Annotated in this window: 19 protein-coding genes, 1 tRNA gene and 1 riboswitch; of the genes, 5 read left to right on the forward strand and 15 right to left on the reverse strand. The window is 45.3% G+C overall.

The features are described from left to right. Positions 1–74: 74 nt before the first annotated feature. The 12 genes from C170_RS14870 to C170_RS14925 all read right to left on the reverse strand — a co-directional run bounded on the left by C170_RS14870 (position 75) and on the right by C170_RS14925 (position 8,633). Positions 75–749 (reverse strand): TadE/TadG family type IV pilus assembly protein, encoded by a 675-nt coding sequence (locus tag C170_RS14870; RefSeq protein WP_036610800.1) that lies wholly within the window; start codon positions 747–749, stop codon positions 75–77. Next, positions 733–921, reverse strand: coding sequence for a Flp1 family type IVb pilin (locus C170_RS14875; protein ID WP_036610802.1), 189 nt, complete (start codon positions 919–921; stop codon positions 733–735). The genes C170_RS14870 and C170_RS14875 overlap by 17 nt, the downstream gene beginning before the upstream one ends. Positions 922–932: 11 nt before the next feature. Further along, complete coding sequence (locus C170_RS14880; protein ID WP_051447181.1) at positions 933–1,802, reverse strand: type II secretion system F family protein; 870 nt, start codon at positions 1,800–1,802, stop codon at positions 933–935. 12 nt (positions 1,803–1,814) lie between these two features. Beyond that, complete coding sequence (locus tag C170_RS14885) at positions 1,815–2,558, reverse strand: type II secretion system F family protein (protein ID WP_051447205.1); 744 nt, start codon at positions 2,556–2,558, stop codon at positions 1,815–1,817. A gap of 40 nt (positions 2,559–2,598) precedes the next feature. After that, positions 2,599–3,903: a CpaF family protein gene (locus C170_RS14890; protein ID WP_036610807.1), complete on the reverse strand. Its 1,305-nt coding sequence runs from the start codon at positions 3,901–3,903 to the stop codon at positions 2,599–2,601. Next, positions 3,900–5,117, reverse strand: a complete 1,218-nt coding sequence (locus C170_RS14895; protein ID WP_051447182.1) for a nucleotide-binding protein — start codon at positions 5,115–5,117, stop codon at positions 3,900–3,902. The genes C170_RS14890 and C170_RS14895 overlap by 4 nt, the downstream gene beginning before the upstream one ends. 160 nt (positions 5,118–5,277) lie before the next feature. After that, a complete protein-coding gene (locus C170_RS14900) occupies positions 5,278–5,661 on the reverse strand; it encodes a VOC family protein (RefSeq protein WP_036610809.1) in 384 nt (127 codons plus the stop codon). Between the two features lie 145 nt (positions 5,662–5,806). Beyond that, positions 5,807–6,670: a DUF6612 family protein gene (locus C170_RS14905; protein WP_036610810.1), complete on the reverse strand. Its 864-nt coding sequence runs from the start codon at positions 6,668–6,670 to the stop codon at positions 5,807–5,809. Between the two features lie 99 nt (positions 6,671–6,769). Next, on the reverse strand, positions 6,770–7,192 hold the full coding sequence (locus tag C170_RS14910; protein ID WP_036610812.1) for a thiol-disulfide oxidoreductase DCC family protein: 423 nt from the start codon (positions 7,190–7,192) through the stop codon (positions 6,770–6,772). 187 nt (positions 7,193–7,379) lie between these two features. Continuing rightward, complete coding sequence (locus C170_RS14915; protein WP_036610814.1) at positions 7,380–7,658, reverse strand: hypothetical protein; 279 nt, start codon at positions 7,656–7,658, stop codon at positions 7,380–7,382. A 99-nt stretch (positions 7,659–7,757) separates the two neighbouring features. Next, positions 7,758–8,003 carry a zinc ribbon domain-containing protein gene (locus tag C170_RS14920; RefSeq protein WP_036610816.1) on the reverse strand — a complete coding sequence of 82 codons (246 nt, stop codon included), beginning with the start codon at positions 8,001–8,003 and terminating at the stop codon, positions 7,758–7,760. A 210-nt stretch (positions 8,004–8,213) separates the two neighbouring features. Further along, positions 8,214–8,633 carry an organic hydroperoxide resistance protein gene (locus C170_RS14925; protein WP_036610819.1) on the reverse strand — a complete coding sequence of 140 codons (420 nt, stop codon included), beginning with the start codon at positions 8,631–8,633 and terminating at the stop codon, positions 8,214–8,216. Between the two features lie 400 nt (positions 8,634–9,033). Here C170_RS14925 and C170_RS14930 point away from each other — a divergent pair, with 400 nt between their 5' ends. After that, on the forward strand, positions 9,034–10,329 hold the full coding sequence (locus tag C170_RS14930; protein WP_036611122.1) for an Nramp family divalent metal transporter: 1,296 nt from the start codon (positions 9,034–9,036) through the stop codon (positions 10,327–10,329). A gap of 104 nt (positions 10,330–10,433) precedes the next feature. On the opposite strand, the gene C170_RS14935 is transcribed toward C170_RS14930, so the two are convergent. Beyond that, positions 10,434–11,117, reverse strand: a complete 684-nt coding sequence (locus C170_RS14935; protein WP_036610821.1) for an HAD family hydrolase — start codon at positions 11,115–11,117, stop codon at positions 10,434–10,436. Positions 11,118–11,357: 240 nt separating this feature from the next. After that, complete coding sequence (locus C170_RS14940; RefSeq protein ID WP_235193755.1) at positions 11,358–11,756, reverse strand: hypothetical protein; 399 nt, start codon at positions 11,754–11,756, stop codon at positions 11,358–11,360. 115 nt (positions 11,757–11,871) lie between these two features. Continuing rightward, positions 11,872–12,047: riboswitch (cyclic di-AMP (ydaO/yuaA leader) on the reverse strand. Between the two features lie 371 nt (positions 12,048–12,418). On the opposite strand from C170_RS14940, the gene C170_RS14945 reads away from it, so the two are divergent. Beyond that, complete coding sequence (locus tag C170_RS14945) at positions 12,419–12,898, forward strand: glutathione peroxidase (RefSeq protein ID WP_036610823.1); 480 nt, start codon at positions 12,419–12,421, stop codon at positions 12,896–12,898. Between the two features lie 147 nt (positions 12,899–13,045). Here C170_RS14945 and C170_RS14950 read toward each other — a convergent pair. Beyond that, positions 13,046–13,128, reverse strand: a tRNA-Leu gene (locus tag C170_RS14950). 443 nt (positions 13,129–13,571) lie between these two features. Here C170_RS14950 and C170_RS14955 point away from each other — a divergent pair. The 3 genes from C170_RS14955 to C170_RS30080 all read left to right on the forward strand — a co-directional run bounded on the left by C170_RS14955 (position 13,572) and on the right by C170_RS30080 (position 15,406). Next, complete coding sequence (locus C170_RS14955) at positions 13,572–14,273, forward strand: urease accessory protein UreF (protein ID WP_162158974.1); 702 nt, start codon at positions 13,572–13,574, stop codon at positions 14,271–14,273. A 266-nt stretch (positions 14,274–14,539) separates the two neighbouring features. Further along, on the forward strand, positions 14,540–14,743 hold the full coding sequence (locus tag C170_RS14960; RefSeq protein ID WP_017690011.1) for a hypothetical protein: 204 nt from the start codon (positions 14,540–14,542) through the stop codon (positions 14,741–14,743). Between the two features lie 27 nt (positions 14,744–14,770). Continuing rightward, complete coding sequence (locus tag C170_RS30080) at positions 14,771–15,406, forward strand: hypothetical protein (protein WP_051447184.1); 636 nt, start codon at positions 14,771–14,773, stop codon at positions 15,404–15,406. Positions 15,407–15,434 lie beyond the last annotated feature (28 nt).

Raw genomic sequence — 15,434 nt, forward strand, 5'->3', positions numbered from 1 at the left:
TTAATATTAAAAAAAGGGTTACGGCTCCCGACTCACCGTCTTTTTTTCTAAACAGCTCCGCCCTCCTCCTTTTCTCACTTTTTGCTTTTGCCAAAATGCTGCACAACCTGTCCGGCTTCTGCCGCTGTACTGGTCGCCGCACCGCCTTTTCCTTTAAACTTGGCTGCGTAATACCGGATTAAATCTACCGTTCGAATGAATTCAACCGGTTCAACAACTGCGGACGATCCTTGAGTGAGGACACGGTTACCTGAATCGAACAAAAAAGAAGGAAGAGGCAAAGAAATTACTTGTTCCAGCTTGGTTGTTACTTTCCGCTGAATCAGAGAATTCTGATACTCAATCGTTCCTTTCATGGCTGAGGGCATCTGTTGCACCGCTTGTGCTAACTTCTGTTCCAAGAGACTTCCACCTTCTCCAGCAGGTATAGAAACGCTAACCTGATTATCCGCTCCCGCCCAGCCAAACAGCGCGCCAAGCATACGATCATCCGTCAGTCTCCAGTACAGATTGTCATGTTCTCCAGCGACAAATTCACCCGTCATCCCCTGTTTGTGGCTGTTGTCCCAGCTATAGGTTGCACGTTCCGAAGCAGCATAGGCATGTTGATTCAAGAATGTCTCTTGATACATGTACATGGTGAAAAAAAGCAATAACACAAGAATAAACAGCACAACAGGGAAGATCAGGGAAGCTTCAACGGTGAAGCTCCCTTCTTCCTTTTTGAACTTGTTATTCGAAAAATTCATTACTTTTATTACTCACATTAGTTAACAGTCTCTCTACCAACGTCTTAATTTGGTTTTTAAAAATCAAAGCAATAATGATAATAACCCCGATGATCAGAATCAGCTCCAACGTGCCGAGCCCGTCCTCTTCCTTCCAAAATACGTTTACCTTGTTCTTCAATACTTCCATCATCCCAATTCCTCCTACATATTCATCATCATAAAAGCAGGTGCCCCGATCATGACCACAATCGTAAAAAAGATCAGTACCATCGGAAACACCAGTTTGGAAGAAGCCTGTTCTCCCTTCGCCCGACTGACAGCCTTGCGTTTCTCCCACAACACATGTGACAGATCCCGCAGCGCCAATACAAAGTCACCTCCCCCACGTCGGAAGTTCAGCAGCACTGTTGTCGTAAAAATCGTCACTTCCTGTACACCGCAGCGGCGACTGAACTGTTCAAATGATTGTTGAAACGAGTAACCATTATTCCAATCTCCCACCATCTTTCTGAGTTCGTTGTACAGCGGATGATCCCGTTCCCCCTGGCTTGTGACACAGTGAACGATAGCACGTTGCACGGTCTCCCCTGCGCCAACCAGCAGTACAATTCGGTTCAGCAGCTCAGGCAGTTCCATAAGAATATCCTGGTCTCTTCGCTGCACCTTTGTATTGAGGTCTTTGTAGAGCGCAAAAGGCAACGTTGCACCGAGCGCGAGCCCACCCACCATACCTCCGATGCCCATATCTCCAACGAGTGATAACAGGCAGCCCACCAGCAGCATGAGCCATGTATAAGTCAACATTTCAGCGCAATACAGCATCGTTTTCTCTCCGCTGTGCTGTATGCCGTACATTTTCTGAATGGCATGTTGCATTCGAAACATGAGCACTGGCAATCTGCGTCCAATCTCGAACTTGTCCAATATAAACAGGAAGGGATCATGCAATTTTTTCAGTCGTAATCCTTCCATATCCAGCTTGCGCAGATGCCGGTAGGTCTGCCCCCGGGTTCGATCCAGCACCAGCCATCCCGCTCCGAGCATCCCTGCGACTATAACGGGAAGCAGCATCGTTTCAGCTCCTTATACTTTGATATCCATAATGCGATTAATCCACAGATAACAGCAGGCGAGTACTACCAATGCTCCACTAGAGATGAGGTACCCCATCCCGCTATATAACGGCTCCATAAAGTCCTTGGCGGTCAGATTGAGGAATATCAGAAAAATAAATGGAGCGGCAAACATCACCTTTGATTCGAACTTTTTCTGCGATACCGCGACCATAATATCCTGCTGAATGTCCAGCTTCTCACCAATCACCGCAGAGGTACGACGCACAACCTCAACCAGATCCCCGCCAGTTCGTTTGCACGTAATGAACACATCTGCAAAGTTCGTAATATCTTCAATCTGCGCCCGATCCGAAAAATCCTGTAGTGCCTCTTCAATTGGTTGTCCATACTCCATCCGTGTCCGCAATATCGTGAACTCACGAATCAGATCGGTATCCGCTTCCGGGTTCAACATCCGCAGATCCTCTACGGATTCCTTGAATCCATTTTCCACCGATTTTCCTGCGGCAAGTGCCGAAGATAATGCATATAATGCTTGCTTAAAATGTAAACTGAGTGTCATTCTTTTTCGTTCCAACAGCACTTTAGTCCAATGTTTTGGTACCCATATGCAACCCATAGCCAGGATCGCTCCAGCCAACCAGTGATGGTAGAACAGAATTCCGATGCCAAAAAACAGCAGACCACTAATCAGCATACAGACCATTCGTTGTCTCCGGGAAAGCGTATATACGGTGTAATCCGTCAACATCTGTCTGGCTTCACCCAACAGTAATCACCTTCCATTGGCTTTAATTCACGTTGTTATCTGATGAATCTATATCAACACTATATTGTTCTATGTATTCATCCAGCCATTCCCCGAGCCCAGCCATCTGAATTTTATCCACCTGATTCAACCTTCCAACCTGTACTAACCCGCCAATAATTTTGCCTTCACGCTCTTCTTGTTCCTGGAAACGAAACAGTGGATTCAGCATAACCTCACCGTCCTGCATGCCAATCACTTCACTAATCTCTGTCACCCGCCGTGAGCGGTCTCGTAGCCGGGACAGATGTACAAAAATATCGATTGCTGAACTAATCTGCTGCCTTACAACCGCAATAGGAAGATCCGCACCGCTAAGCACCATCGTTTCGAGTCTGCTGATCATGTCCGAGATAGTATTGGCGTGCCCAGTTGATAAGCTTCCATCATGTCCTGTGTTCATGGCCTGTAACATATCCAGCGCTTCTGCGCCCCTGACTTCCCCAATCACAATCCGGTTCGGACGCATCCGTAAGGAAGATTTGATCAGATCCCGAATAGATATCTGTCCCTTGCCTTCGGTGTTTGCATTCCGCGTTTCCAGTGATACCAGATTGGGTACCGTAACAATCTGTAACTCAGCCGAATCCTCAATGGTAATAATCCGCTCATCGGCAGGGATGAACTGTGATAATGCGTTCAGAAAGGTCGTTTTTCCCGATCCGGTTCCACCTCCAATGAAGATGTTGTATTTGCTCCGTACCAACTGCTGCAATAATTCTGCCGCCTCTTCATGCAGGGCACCCTTCTCAATCAGATCGGACATCTTCATCGGTTCACTGGGAAATTTACGAATCGTCATCGTGGGGCCTTTCAAAGCAATAGGCGGCAACACGATATTGACCCGGGAACCATCCTTTAAACGGGCATCTACGATTGGAGAAGACTCATTCACAATCCGGTTTACCCCGGACACAATCATCTGGATAATATCCTCGAGCCGTTCCCTTGACTCAAATTCAAGGGTGATCTGGCTGACTTCACCTTCCTGCTCCACAAAAATCTCCTTGTGACTATTGATCATAATCTCCGTAATATCGGGATGATCCACAAGTGGCTGCAAAATATCCAATCCACGAAAGGAGTCAAATAATCGCTGTACCAGCGTATGACGCTCTCCTGAGGTCAGATCATCCAGCTTCGGGTCGGTGAGAACTTTGCGTTCTATCCCCTGCCACAGTTCATCATCTCCTGCGGAAGAGGTTAAATCGAGGCCAGCCCTGACTTCCCTGCGCATCATCTGAAACTGTTCTTCACGCTCCAGTATTCTATTGGATGAATCCGTCATAGTGCCCACCGATCCTGCTTCTGAATTCGTCCTGTCTGCTTCAATTCTTCTTCGCCATCTTGTACCAGCATGGCACATAATCTCTTCACTTCACGTTGGAAGATCGGAGAACTAAGCATGACTTCCTCCTGACTGAGTTGCTTCCAAGAAGGAATATAGGGCAACACTGCATCCAGATGCAGATCAGGGCGTGGGAGTACATTGACGACATTGTCCCGATATTTGTTAACCACAAAGCGTGAACGCTCGAGCATACTTTCATACAAATCTGGCTTCGTACGCTCAGCATGCTGTAACCATTGTCCCCAACGATGCATGGCAGATATATCATCCTCAACCAACCAGACAAATGCATCTGCTGCATCCAGCACCCCTTCACTGCGCCCATCCCAACCGGAATCCCCATCCAGAATCAGCACGTCATACTGTCCACAATCCGTTAAATAATGAAGCAGATTCGACGTATCCTCACGAGTCATTTGCAACAGTTCTTTCCGATTCGATAATGGCCAGAACACATCGGATTTCAACGCTTCATGCCGGACCACATATCCATCTACGCCCTTCGATTGTACCTGTAACTGCTTGCCGGATTCCTTCCTGCCCACCTTCAGATCGTATAACAGGCGGGACAATCCCGTCTCCGCATCCGGGTGACGCTGCCCACTTCTAGTTAGTCCCTTTTCCAGAAACGGGAGCGCACTGTCCAGCGTCTCCAGATTCAGATAGAGAACAGCATAACCTGCAAGTCCCAATTGCTTCGCCATATGCAGGGCCACTGCCGTTTTGCCACTTCCACCCGAAGCGGATACTACACCGATGGAGAGAGTCTCTTGCCCTGGATGGTGAACCTTCTTACGGCGTGGCTGCCGGCAAGCATGCATCACAGCATCCAGCAAAGCAGGCAAGGGTTGGTATTTCATCAGCCGCTTGGCCTCATCCACCTCTTCCATCCCTTCACTAAGCATTAGCCAAGGTACACCTGATACTTCTCCCCCGTTATTCAGCCAGTCATTCAGAAACTCCGGTTCCGCAATAACCAGATCCGGTAATTCTCGACCTTCTTGCTCTTTCATGTGATCCCTGAACGAATCCTCTTGGGAGAATGCCGTGAAACGCACATGAAGACCAGATGAATTTCCCTGTACATAATCAAGCCAAGCGCTAATGTAATCCCTATCCTTTGAAACCAGAACAACCTTCAGTACAATCAATTTTTCCTTCCCTCCCTGTCAAAAAGCACAAAAAAGCACCGTCCAATAACCGCATGAATATGCAGTATATGGACGGTGCTTCCGTCACGTGCTATGAATGTATGGATAATATAGCATACAATTTCTGGGGGAGCAAGGGATTTATTCTAACCCTTTTTCCTTAAGAGTTGTACGGTGAATCGAACTCAATAATGTTACGGTCCGGATCAAGTACAAAAATCTGCGCGAATCCAGCTACACTGTCAGGTCTCGCTTCATACTCAATTCCCTGCTGCTCCAGCCAGGCTATAGTCTCTGAATAACTGGTGACCCAGATCGCAAAGTGACCGTCTGTAGTATCAATCCCAGCCTCACGTAACGTGTGACCCTCCGGATGCTGAAGCAGATGAAGCTGCTGGCTGCCGATAGCGTACCATGTACCCGTGGAGCGGAAGGCTGGACGTTCAATCTCCTGCATGCCTAATAACCCCGAGTAGAACTTCTTCGCGATTTCCAGATCACGTACAGCCAGACTAACATGGTGGATGTGTGCATATTCAATCATCTTTTATATCCCCCTCTCTACTTCAATATGACTATACTATAACACCTTGAACCCTGACCATAATCTCCGCTAAACAGAAAAACACCCCTGATTCTAATCCGGTAAACCTCTCGGCTCACACAGATCTAGTTCAGAGGTGCCTGTTTTACTTAGCGCTATCCAATGCTTCTTGTGGAATCTTGATCTCTTCCACTTGATCGTGGTTAGAAAATGTACTGTTCATCTTCATGTCCATTGTCATTTTCTGCCCATTCTGTTCCATCTCCATGACCATGTTTACATCCGTACCTGCAGGCAGATAGGTTTCCTTGTTAATCATATATTTCATCTTCATGCTTGTAATATTCATTTGTTCAAGCATCGCTTGGGTCTGGGCATTCGATCCGTTTTGCTCCATCACGGCTTTGGCCAGTTCCTTTACGTTATCACCGGATACATCAGCGTTAATGACATAATTGTCGCCATCTTCTGTAACTTCGGTGTCTTCCTCAATCTTTTTGAACTGATCCAATTCACCTTCTGGATTCATGCTTGCTTTCATCTGCTCCACCAATTCTTTGGTTTGAGCTTCAGGAATTTTAACCCATTGTTCTCCCACTTGTGAATAGATCATATCTGAAGTGATGTATTGCTTTACATTCTGCGCTTCCTGCCCAGACATTTCCATTTTCATCTCTTGGTAGATCATCATTGGATCTTTGATGATATCCATTTTGAGCGATGTTTTAACCTGTTGATCCTGTGACTGTTCACCAGCATCCAGTTTCAGATTCTGATCAATGTTTGCTTCAGTTGTGAAGCTTTTCATTTCTTTGGTTGCTGCATTCGTTTTGGTAATCAACTCATCCAGGGTAGGGATCTTTGTTTCCTGCTCCGCAGGTGTATTACCCTCATTAGATGTTTCATTGTTGGTCGCTGGCGGCGTTGCCGTGTTGTCTGTGTCGTTTCCGCATGCTGCCAAGCTTACTGCTAATAATGCCCCGATAATTAATGTAGTCCACTTCTTCAAGTTGTTTTCCTCCCAAAATAGATATGATCTGTAGTCATTACCCAATTATTTCCGCTATTAATCATCAAATTTGGATACAATGTGTCGCACGAGACTTTTTCACAGAAATCGATCTTTGATCTCCGGTGTAGGCAACATACACGCTTCATCCTTGCCAAACCAGCGATAACGGTTGCGAGCAACCCAGTTATAGACTGCATTACGAATAAATTTCGGTATGATGATGAACACATATAACAACGGATAAGGAAACTTTAGACCCTTAGCCAATCGCAGTGCGGCGGTTGAACGTGTATAGTATTTTCCATTTTCAATCAGAACAAAGGTGTCCATACTGTCTGTCGACAAATTTCCCTTCGCCAGCAGTTCCTTGGCTACATCCGATTGAAGCGATGCAAAATGATATTTTCCTTCCGGGTCACGCTTGATAATCCATTTGGTTAAGCCCTGGCAGAAGTGACAGACACCATCCACCAGTACGATCGGATGTCCCTGATGCACATCTGTTTGATTTGCTGTCATATTGGCTGCCTCCTATTGTTGCGGTTAGAGTAACTTACCCAATCTGGGCCATCTTGTTCACTAATTCTAAATTTATTTCTAGAGGTAGTTCAAAAAGAATGAACACCGCTCTTTTTGAACACGCATTAATGGGAAATAAAAGAAAAAGAGCGCAGGCATTGTGCCCACGCTCGTATCTGTCCGACAATTACTCCGTAACTGCCTTTTCCATCCATTGGTCATCGATCATCTGTTGATGCAGGTCACTTGCCCACTGGTCCATACATTTGCAAATGAAATCTTTGCGACATACTGGACAAGGGGTTTTCTGCAGACGGCTGATATTGGTCATCTTCCATTCCGGGGAACGGGTGTAGAATACACGGCATTTTGTACCGTCTACCAAATTCATTTTGAATTCATACAATCCGTCTTCCTTGTTACCATAAGCTAATTCTAAATCTGCAATACGCGGTCTATAAGACATGGATATCACCTGTTTAATTCAAATTTGGTTCATGCAATGACACTACTCAGTACTAAGTTATATTAAAGAAAATTCAGATCAATGTCAACTCGCGCATGTCTACCCGCCAAACAGAATATCCAGAATCGTCCCTACCTGTCCCTGTTTTTTCCCTTTCAAGACATCCGGATCAAATACTTCAACATACCCGCAGGAAGCACAAGCCACGAACAAGTAGTGATTATGCTGTATATCAAACATCTTACTCAGGCCTGCTCCTGACATGGAAACTTCCTTAATGTTACAATCCGTACCCCTGCATTTTGTGCACACAAATCGCCGCTCGATCATCTCTTCAATACTCATCTTCGTTCCCCCTTTATGGAATGTGTAGCATGAAGTGAGAGTGCAATTATGTAAAATAGTACGCGATCTGGCATCTAATCTCCTGCATCATGTCCTTATATGATAATCAACACAAAACCCTGCCGATTGCCAGCAGGGCTTTGTAGTCGAACATCAGGTATCTGGGATACCCTGCTCTATATGTTCCCTTTACTTACCAGGAGTCAAATCTTAAACTACGTTTAATACAACATCAATGTTGCCGCGTGTTGCTTTGGAATATGGACAGAAATCATGCGCCTTGCGGGCCAGTTCCTCTGCTTGACTGTGATCTACACCAGGCATGCTAACGTCCAGACGAACAGACAGCTGGAAACCGTCATCCGCAGGGTCTTTACCAATGGATACGTTACTTGTAACGACCACATCCTCCAATTTCACACCTGCTTTGCGTGCTACATTGGCAAGGGCACTTTCATAACATGCTCCATATCCAGCGGCAAAAAGTTGCTCAGGGTTAGTACCTTCACCACCGGAGCCACCAAGCTCTTTTGGCATTTTCAGATCATGCTTAAGCACGCCATCCGAAGAAGTCACCGAACCTGTACGTCCACCTTTAACTGTCGCTACTGCTGTATATAAAGCTTCCATTCAGAATCTCTCCCTTATCCATATAGTTTTTTACTGCCTTCCTTTCAATTTAAACTTCTGGCTCATTTTGAAACGCAATTTTGTATCTTTATCAGCTTTTACAACTTTATTATTTTCATGCATTTCAATGCCATGGCTGTATTTTCCCTAAGGTTGGGTAATATACGAAGGGGCATATTCAAGCTACAACCGAAATTTTGTGCTGATACATAAAAGTTGCACTAGACAAAAATAATTGAAGGAGTACAATGTAACAATAAACATAAAAATTTAGATATATCATGAGCGGTTTGTACCGCATCAATATCTCCAAATCAATAATTCAAAGTCAGGTGATTATCGTATGAGTAAAAAAAATCCGTTCAACGCTCCTTCAAGAGAATCATTGTCTACTGCGGGCATGACCCCTTCCCTTGGAGAAGCACATAGTTCCATGAAAGTTCCGCAGAATGCTGCATGGTGGAAGAAATTCCTCGCCTTTGTAGGCCCAGGATACCTTGTTGCCGTAGGTTACATGGACCCGGGGAACTGGGCAACAGATATCGCAGGCGGCTCGCAGTTCGGGTATACCTTGTTATCCGTTATCCTGTTATCGAACCTGATGGCCGTTGTCCTTCAGTCGCTGGCTGGCAAGCTCGGTATCGTCACTGGACGGGATCTGGCTCAAGCCTGTCGTGAACGATTCAGCATGCCTGTTGTTATGATGTTATGGATTCTGTGTGAGCTTGCCATTGCAGCTACCGATCTGGCTGAAGTCATTGGTTCTGCCATCGCATTAAAACTGTTATTTAACATCCCCATGTTATACGGCGTTATCATCACCGCAGTTGATGTACTCCTGATTCTTGTTCTGCAAAACAAAGGCTTCCGCGCTTTGGAAACTCTCGTCATTGTGCTGATGGCAACCATCGCCCTCTGCTTCGGGATTGATCTGTTTCTGGCAAAACCGGATATGGGCGGTGTTCTCCATGGTTTTGTACCAAATGTTGAGATTCTGCAAAACCCGGCCATGCTCTATATTGCCATTGGTATTATCGGAGCAACCGTGATGCCGCATAATCTGTACCTGCATTCTTCCATTGTGCAGACCCGTCAGATCGAACAGACACCACAGGGCAAAAAAGAAGCCATTCGGTACTCGACCATGGATTCTACGATTGCGCTGACACTGGCCCTGTTCATCAATGCAGCCATCCTGATTGTATCTGCTGCTGTATTCCACAGTGCTGGTATGACGCAGGTTGCTGAGATCGCTGATGCCTATCATCTGCTGACACCTCTATTAGGTACTACGGTTGCAAGTATTCTGTTCGGTGTGGCGCTGTTAGCATCAGGTCAGAACTCTACCCTTACAGGTACACTCGCTGGGCAGATCGTTATGGAAGGTTTCCTGAACATTCGAATTCCGGCATGGCTACGCAGACTGGTCACACGTCTGATCGCCATCATCCCGGCGGTAATTGTGACAGCCATTGCAGGAGAACATGGCACAGAAGAACTGCTCATTTTGAGTCAGGTCGTGCTGTCGCTTCAATTGCCCTTTGCTGTAATTCCCCTGGTGATGTTCACAAGTGATAAAAAAAGCATGGGTGCATTCGCCAACAAATTGTGGCTCAAAATCATCTCATGGGTCATTGCCGCGATTATCGTTGTGCTGAATGTATATCTGATCATTCAGACGATCCGGTTGTTCTAATCTCATTTTAATTGGCTAAATACTAAAAAGGCTGATCAACTCCGGTATTTTATACCCAGTTGATCAGCCTTTATTGTTGCAATCCAATAAACAACCATCTGAATCTAATCCTGATTTGGCATCAGTAACGGCAGGAGTTGATCCAATGAATCAACAGTCCAATCCGCACGGTTGTCATCCGATAGTTCTGGCTGGAATCTTCCGTAACCCTGCATAATTCGAATCGTACGCATGCCCAGATTCCGAGCAGGTATAATGTCGTTATCGATCCGATCTCCGATCATGACGGCTTCCTCCGGTTCACAACCGGCCTGCTTCAAGGCCACAGCGTATAACTCAGGGTCTGGCTTGGACACTCCTTCTTCAGCCGAACATGCCAGAACATCAACATACTTCCGCAAGCCGTAGCTCTCCAGTCTCTCTTCCGTTCCAGGACTCTGATTGGCAATAATGCCAATGCGATAATGCCGTGACAACTGCTGAAGAACGGAATCTGCTGAAGGAAAAGGACGTTCAAGATCTTTTTGAAACTTCAGCTTGTCCTGAATCTGTTTCTGATGCCCCTCGTCTTCAACAAATGTGCGAATTGCCACTCTCATAGGCCATTGCTCATATTTTCGGTAACAGTTCGCGAACAGTTCGCGTACCGCCTCAATCTTCACCGGATACCCCAAAGCACAAGCTTCACGGACAAACTGTCCGATAATATCATCAACCGGCTCCCATTCATCCACCAGCGTATCTCCAACATCAAAAAACAACCATTTCAATCCACCTACATCCGGCACGCCAATTCCTCCTTGTAAGCCACAGGTGATTCCTGATCCTAATCTAAAAGTTCGTGTTCAAAAAGTCTTGAACTACCTTTAAAACCATAAAAAAGAAGACTCACCATCCTGCATGAGTCTCCTCAAACTTCCGTTTATCGATGAATCAATTTCATAATACCTTGAGTAAATTCTGAAATTGATTCTAATACATTCAATTATAACAGGCACCTTACACCTGAGCAATCACAAGCTATGGCATTAACCATTGAGGAGAAAGCCAACTTCCCCATTGAGCGAATATACAATCCGGTCTGCGCCCATGCCCCGATAGATGCCCTTAGGATGACTCTGCTCCGTAATGACGCACAGGGATTTCGATGTCCATGAACGGCAGATCTGTAAATAACGACAGGTCAGATTCAGGCTGTTCTCGAAAATAAACACGTTGCCTACGCTGCCCTGCGGCAAAAACCATTTTTGAGCTGCAGCCGTATTCATGCGAATGACATGTTCTACTCCGATTCTACGGAGTCTGCGCTCTTCCCCTGCACTGTTGGTTAGAACGGCAAACGGCATTTTTTTGTACATCAGCAATTTGATAAATTTGCGTCCTGCTTCATTTGGAGCAGTCACTAAGATCATCTCAGTATCCATCATTCGTTCCTCCCTTGGCGTGAAAAGACAACAAAAAAGAAGCGTGGGGGACCAAGGCCTCCCGAACGCTTCTTAAATAACCCATGGCGAAAACACCATGAACCAGCGTACGGCTTGTTGCCTCTCCCTTTAACGCTTACGAGGTTAGCTGACGGATTCGGGCGCGAGAGTCGCCCTATTTCCGGCTGTCACCGGAAAATTCACCCCATGAATGCCCACTGTCCTGGACAGCGCATTCCGTTGGTTCCCCCGTTTCCCATTCATTAATGAATGGAAACTCAGCGATTAAAACATCGTTCGTATATCTTAAGGTAAGATCGAGCGATATTATCGTTTGTTTCGTTTTTCAAGTACATTTTAGTTTAAATTGAAATTACGTTATGAATCATACACCCGTGCCATGTCGGTGTAAAGTCCGCCCAGATCACCAAATCGGCAGATTTTTGCCAATTCCTATCCATAATAACGCTTACAACAAAGTTATACTCTATCTATCTCTTCAAGGCTATCTAATTCTCACTCTGGCGTAAATCACTTCGCAATTCATTCACGTATTCTGCACAACTTGCCTGTTTTGATTCTTTTAACACCATATTAGTTTTGCAATATTTAATTGCAACCAATATAATAGAAGATATAAGAGTAAATAAATGGAGGCGATTTAGATGACAGTCTACGATTACAAAGTGAATACCCTTCGCGGTCAAGAAGTTGAAATGTCCGACTACCGTGACAAAGTGCTCCTGATTGTGAATACGGCAAGCTCATGCGGCCTTACCCCTCAATTCAAAGGTCTGCAAGAATTGCAAGACAAGTTTCAAGATGCTCCATTTGAAGTGCTTGGTTTCCCAAGCAACCAGTTTGCACAGGAAAAAGGATCTTCCGACGATATTGCCGAGTTCTGTCAGATGAATTATGGCGTGAGTTTCCCCATGTTTGAGAAAATTGATGTGAACGGCTCAAGCGCTCACCCTCTTTTCCAACACCTTAGCACAGAGGCTCCTGGCCTGCTCGGCTCCAAAGCAATCAAATGGAATTTCACCAAATTCCTCGTGGATCAGAACGGACAGGTCATTAAACGTTATGCTCCCAAAACAACACCGGACAAGATTGAAGAAGATATCAAGAACTTACTTCAAAAATAATACACAGGCCACCCGTAGCCGGAAGGTAGAGCAACATTCCTCCGGTAATGGATGGCCTTTTTTCAACCCAGATGTCATACTGTTCGAAAAAGACAAAAAAAAGAAGCTTCCCATTAATGGAAAGCTTCTTTTTAATCGTTCATATGATGCGGTCGAGAGGACTCGAACCTCCACGGGCATACGCCCACTACCCCCTCAAGATAGCGTGTCTGCCATTCCACCACGACCGCATGTCGTAAATAATCGGCAACAGAATTGATTATACCGGGTTCAGAACTAAAAGTAAAGTATTTTTTAATACTTCTTTTTCAGCTAGGCATTTTCATCAAAAATCGCATAATCTCGTCATCTTTACCCATGAACTGCATATGATTAGATTTGATCCCCTCTTTTTCGGTAAGAGCCGATCTTGTTGATTCATTTATATATAGTCCTTCCTTATATATAGTCCTCCATGAACTTCACCACATAAATAACACAATAAGTTATATAAAATAACACAAATATTAAATTCCAGATTTAATCCATTAATTTCACGGATACTATTGACAAAAAGCGGACATTTATGGGATGATAACTATCATATAATTCGGATTTTTAAACATAAAGCAAACAAAAAGGAATATAAATGTCACTTTAAGTGACATTTAACGAACACAGGAGGCGAATGATTGTGAACCGTGGGAATAAGCTGCTCGATTATGTCAAACTGCTTGATTCCTCTATTCAGGTTGGAGGGTTCACCCATTCCTTCGGCATGGATATCCATATCAGGGAGGGTACCATTCGTAATGCTGAAGATCTCGAATCATTCATGCGTTGTCAGTTGCATCCGAGCATCGTTCGTCTTGAAGGTATGGCCATCAAAGGCATCTATACCGCAGCAGATCACAAGGATACATGGCGGATAGCTCTGATCGACAAGCTTGTCCATGTTCAGCGAACCCCTGGAGATCTCAGAGAACAAGCTGCCGCCATGGGTAAACGATTGATCAGACTCGCACGCGCTCTGCACCCCTGGATTGAATTCAGCCAGCTCGAACAGATCTTTGCCAAATACGATTCGGTTGGCTGCCTCTCCACTGTTCATGCCTGGATTAACCACCACCTCGACATCCCGGTCGAAGAGGCGGTCCTTGGTTACCTGCATTCAGCCATGAATGCCTGCATAACCGAAGCCTCCAAAGTCATTCCCCTGAACAACGATACAACCAAGGATCTGATGGTCCGCCTGGCCACAGATCTGGAGAATGAATGGAAGACCGTCAGCGCCTCGGCTGCGGATGGACTGGCACAGCCAACCTCGATGTCCATGAAATCGTTTTTCCCCAGTTTCCATATGCTCGGAGCTGGACTTCATGCCTACAGGGCCTAATCCTCTTCCTCCTCATGCCTGCTCCCCTTCATTCAAAAAAATTAAAAAACACGCGGCAACCTCCTTGCCGACGTGTTTTTTGTCATTTTATTTGTTTTATTTACGTATTTACGCCATTTATAATCACAAAATACACTTTTTTCCGTCTTTTTTAATTGTTAGATGACGAATTTACGTATATAATAAAACATACAGCTCGCATTTCTATATATTCTACATGAAGAAAGGGCGGCTGAATACTACATTCTAACCAGGGGTGAACCCTTTTGAACAAGAAAAAACCAGTTACTCCGTTCGGATGGGCCATCAAACGACGGCTAACCGAACTTCAAGTGGACCAGAAGACCTTTTGTGAACAGCATGGCATCCCACCCTATCGTTTATCCAATCTCATTCACGGCACACGCAAAGCAACCCGATTCAGGCACCTGGTCGCTGATATTTTGGACATTCCAGATGAACTGAGATAAGATTTCTGCCAAAGGAGGGTCTCATCCATGAGACATGTTACATCCGATCTGGAGAGGCTGTCGTTCCAGTCCATACGTCACCAGCTCATCATCGTTGATGACAATTGGATTATCCAAAGTTGTAACCGTGCCTGGCAACAGGGACTCGGTCAATGCTCACCAAACCCGGATATACACAGTAGTCATAGACATTACCTGCATCTGACGGAAGCCTGGGCAAAACGAAGCAAGAACGCTAACATGGCACTTGTCGCACAGAATTTGAAAGAACGCGGAATACCCTTTAATCGAAATCATACATATGACATCTGCGTGTATACTATATACAACGAAAAGAGGTGGTTTCGTGTAGAACTCACCCCTCTATCTTATTCAAATTCAATTCTGGATACCGATCTCGCTTTAATTGCACACATGGATATTACCGAACAAAGAAAGACAGAACACCAATTGAAAAAGGCATTGTCTGAAGTGCGCACATTGCGCGGACTACTGCCTATTTGCGCCGTCTGCAAACAAATCAAGGACGAAGAGGAACACTGGAACTCCGTTGAGAGTTATCTGGAGAAGCATACCCACGCCGAATTCACCCATGACATCTGTCCGGAATGCATCCGGCGGTTATATCCGAAATACTCGAATATCCTGGACAAGCGTTCCTGAAACCTTTCTCCACTCGCCGACTAACTAC

The sequence above is a fragment of the Paenibacillus sp. FSL H7-689 genome, assembly GCF_000517905.1.
GTDB lineage: Bacteria > Bacillota > Bacilli > Paenibacillales > Paenibacillaceae > Paenibacillus > Paenibacillus amylolyticus.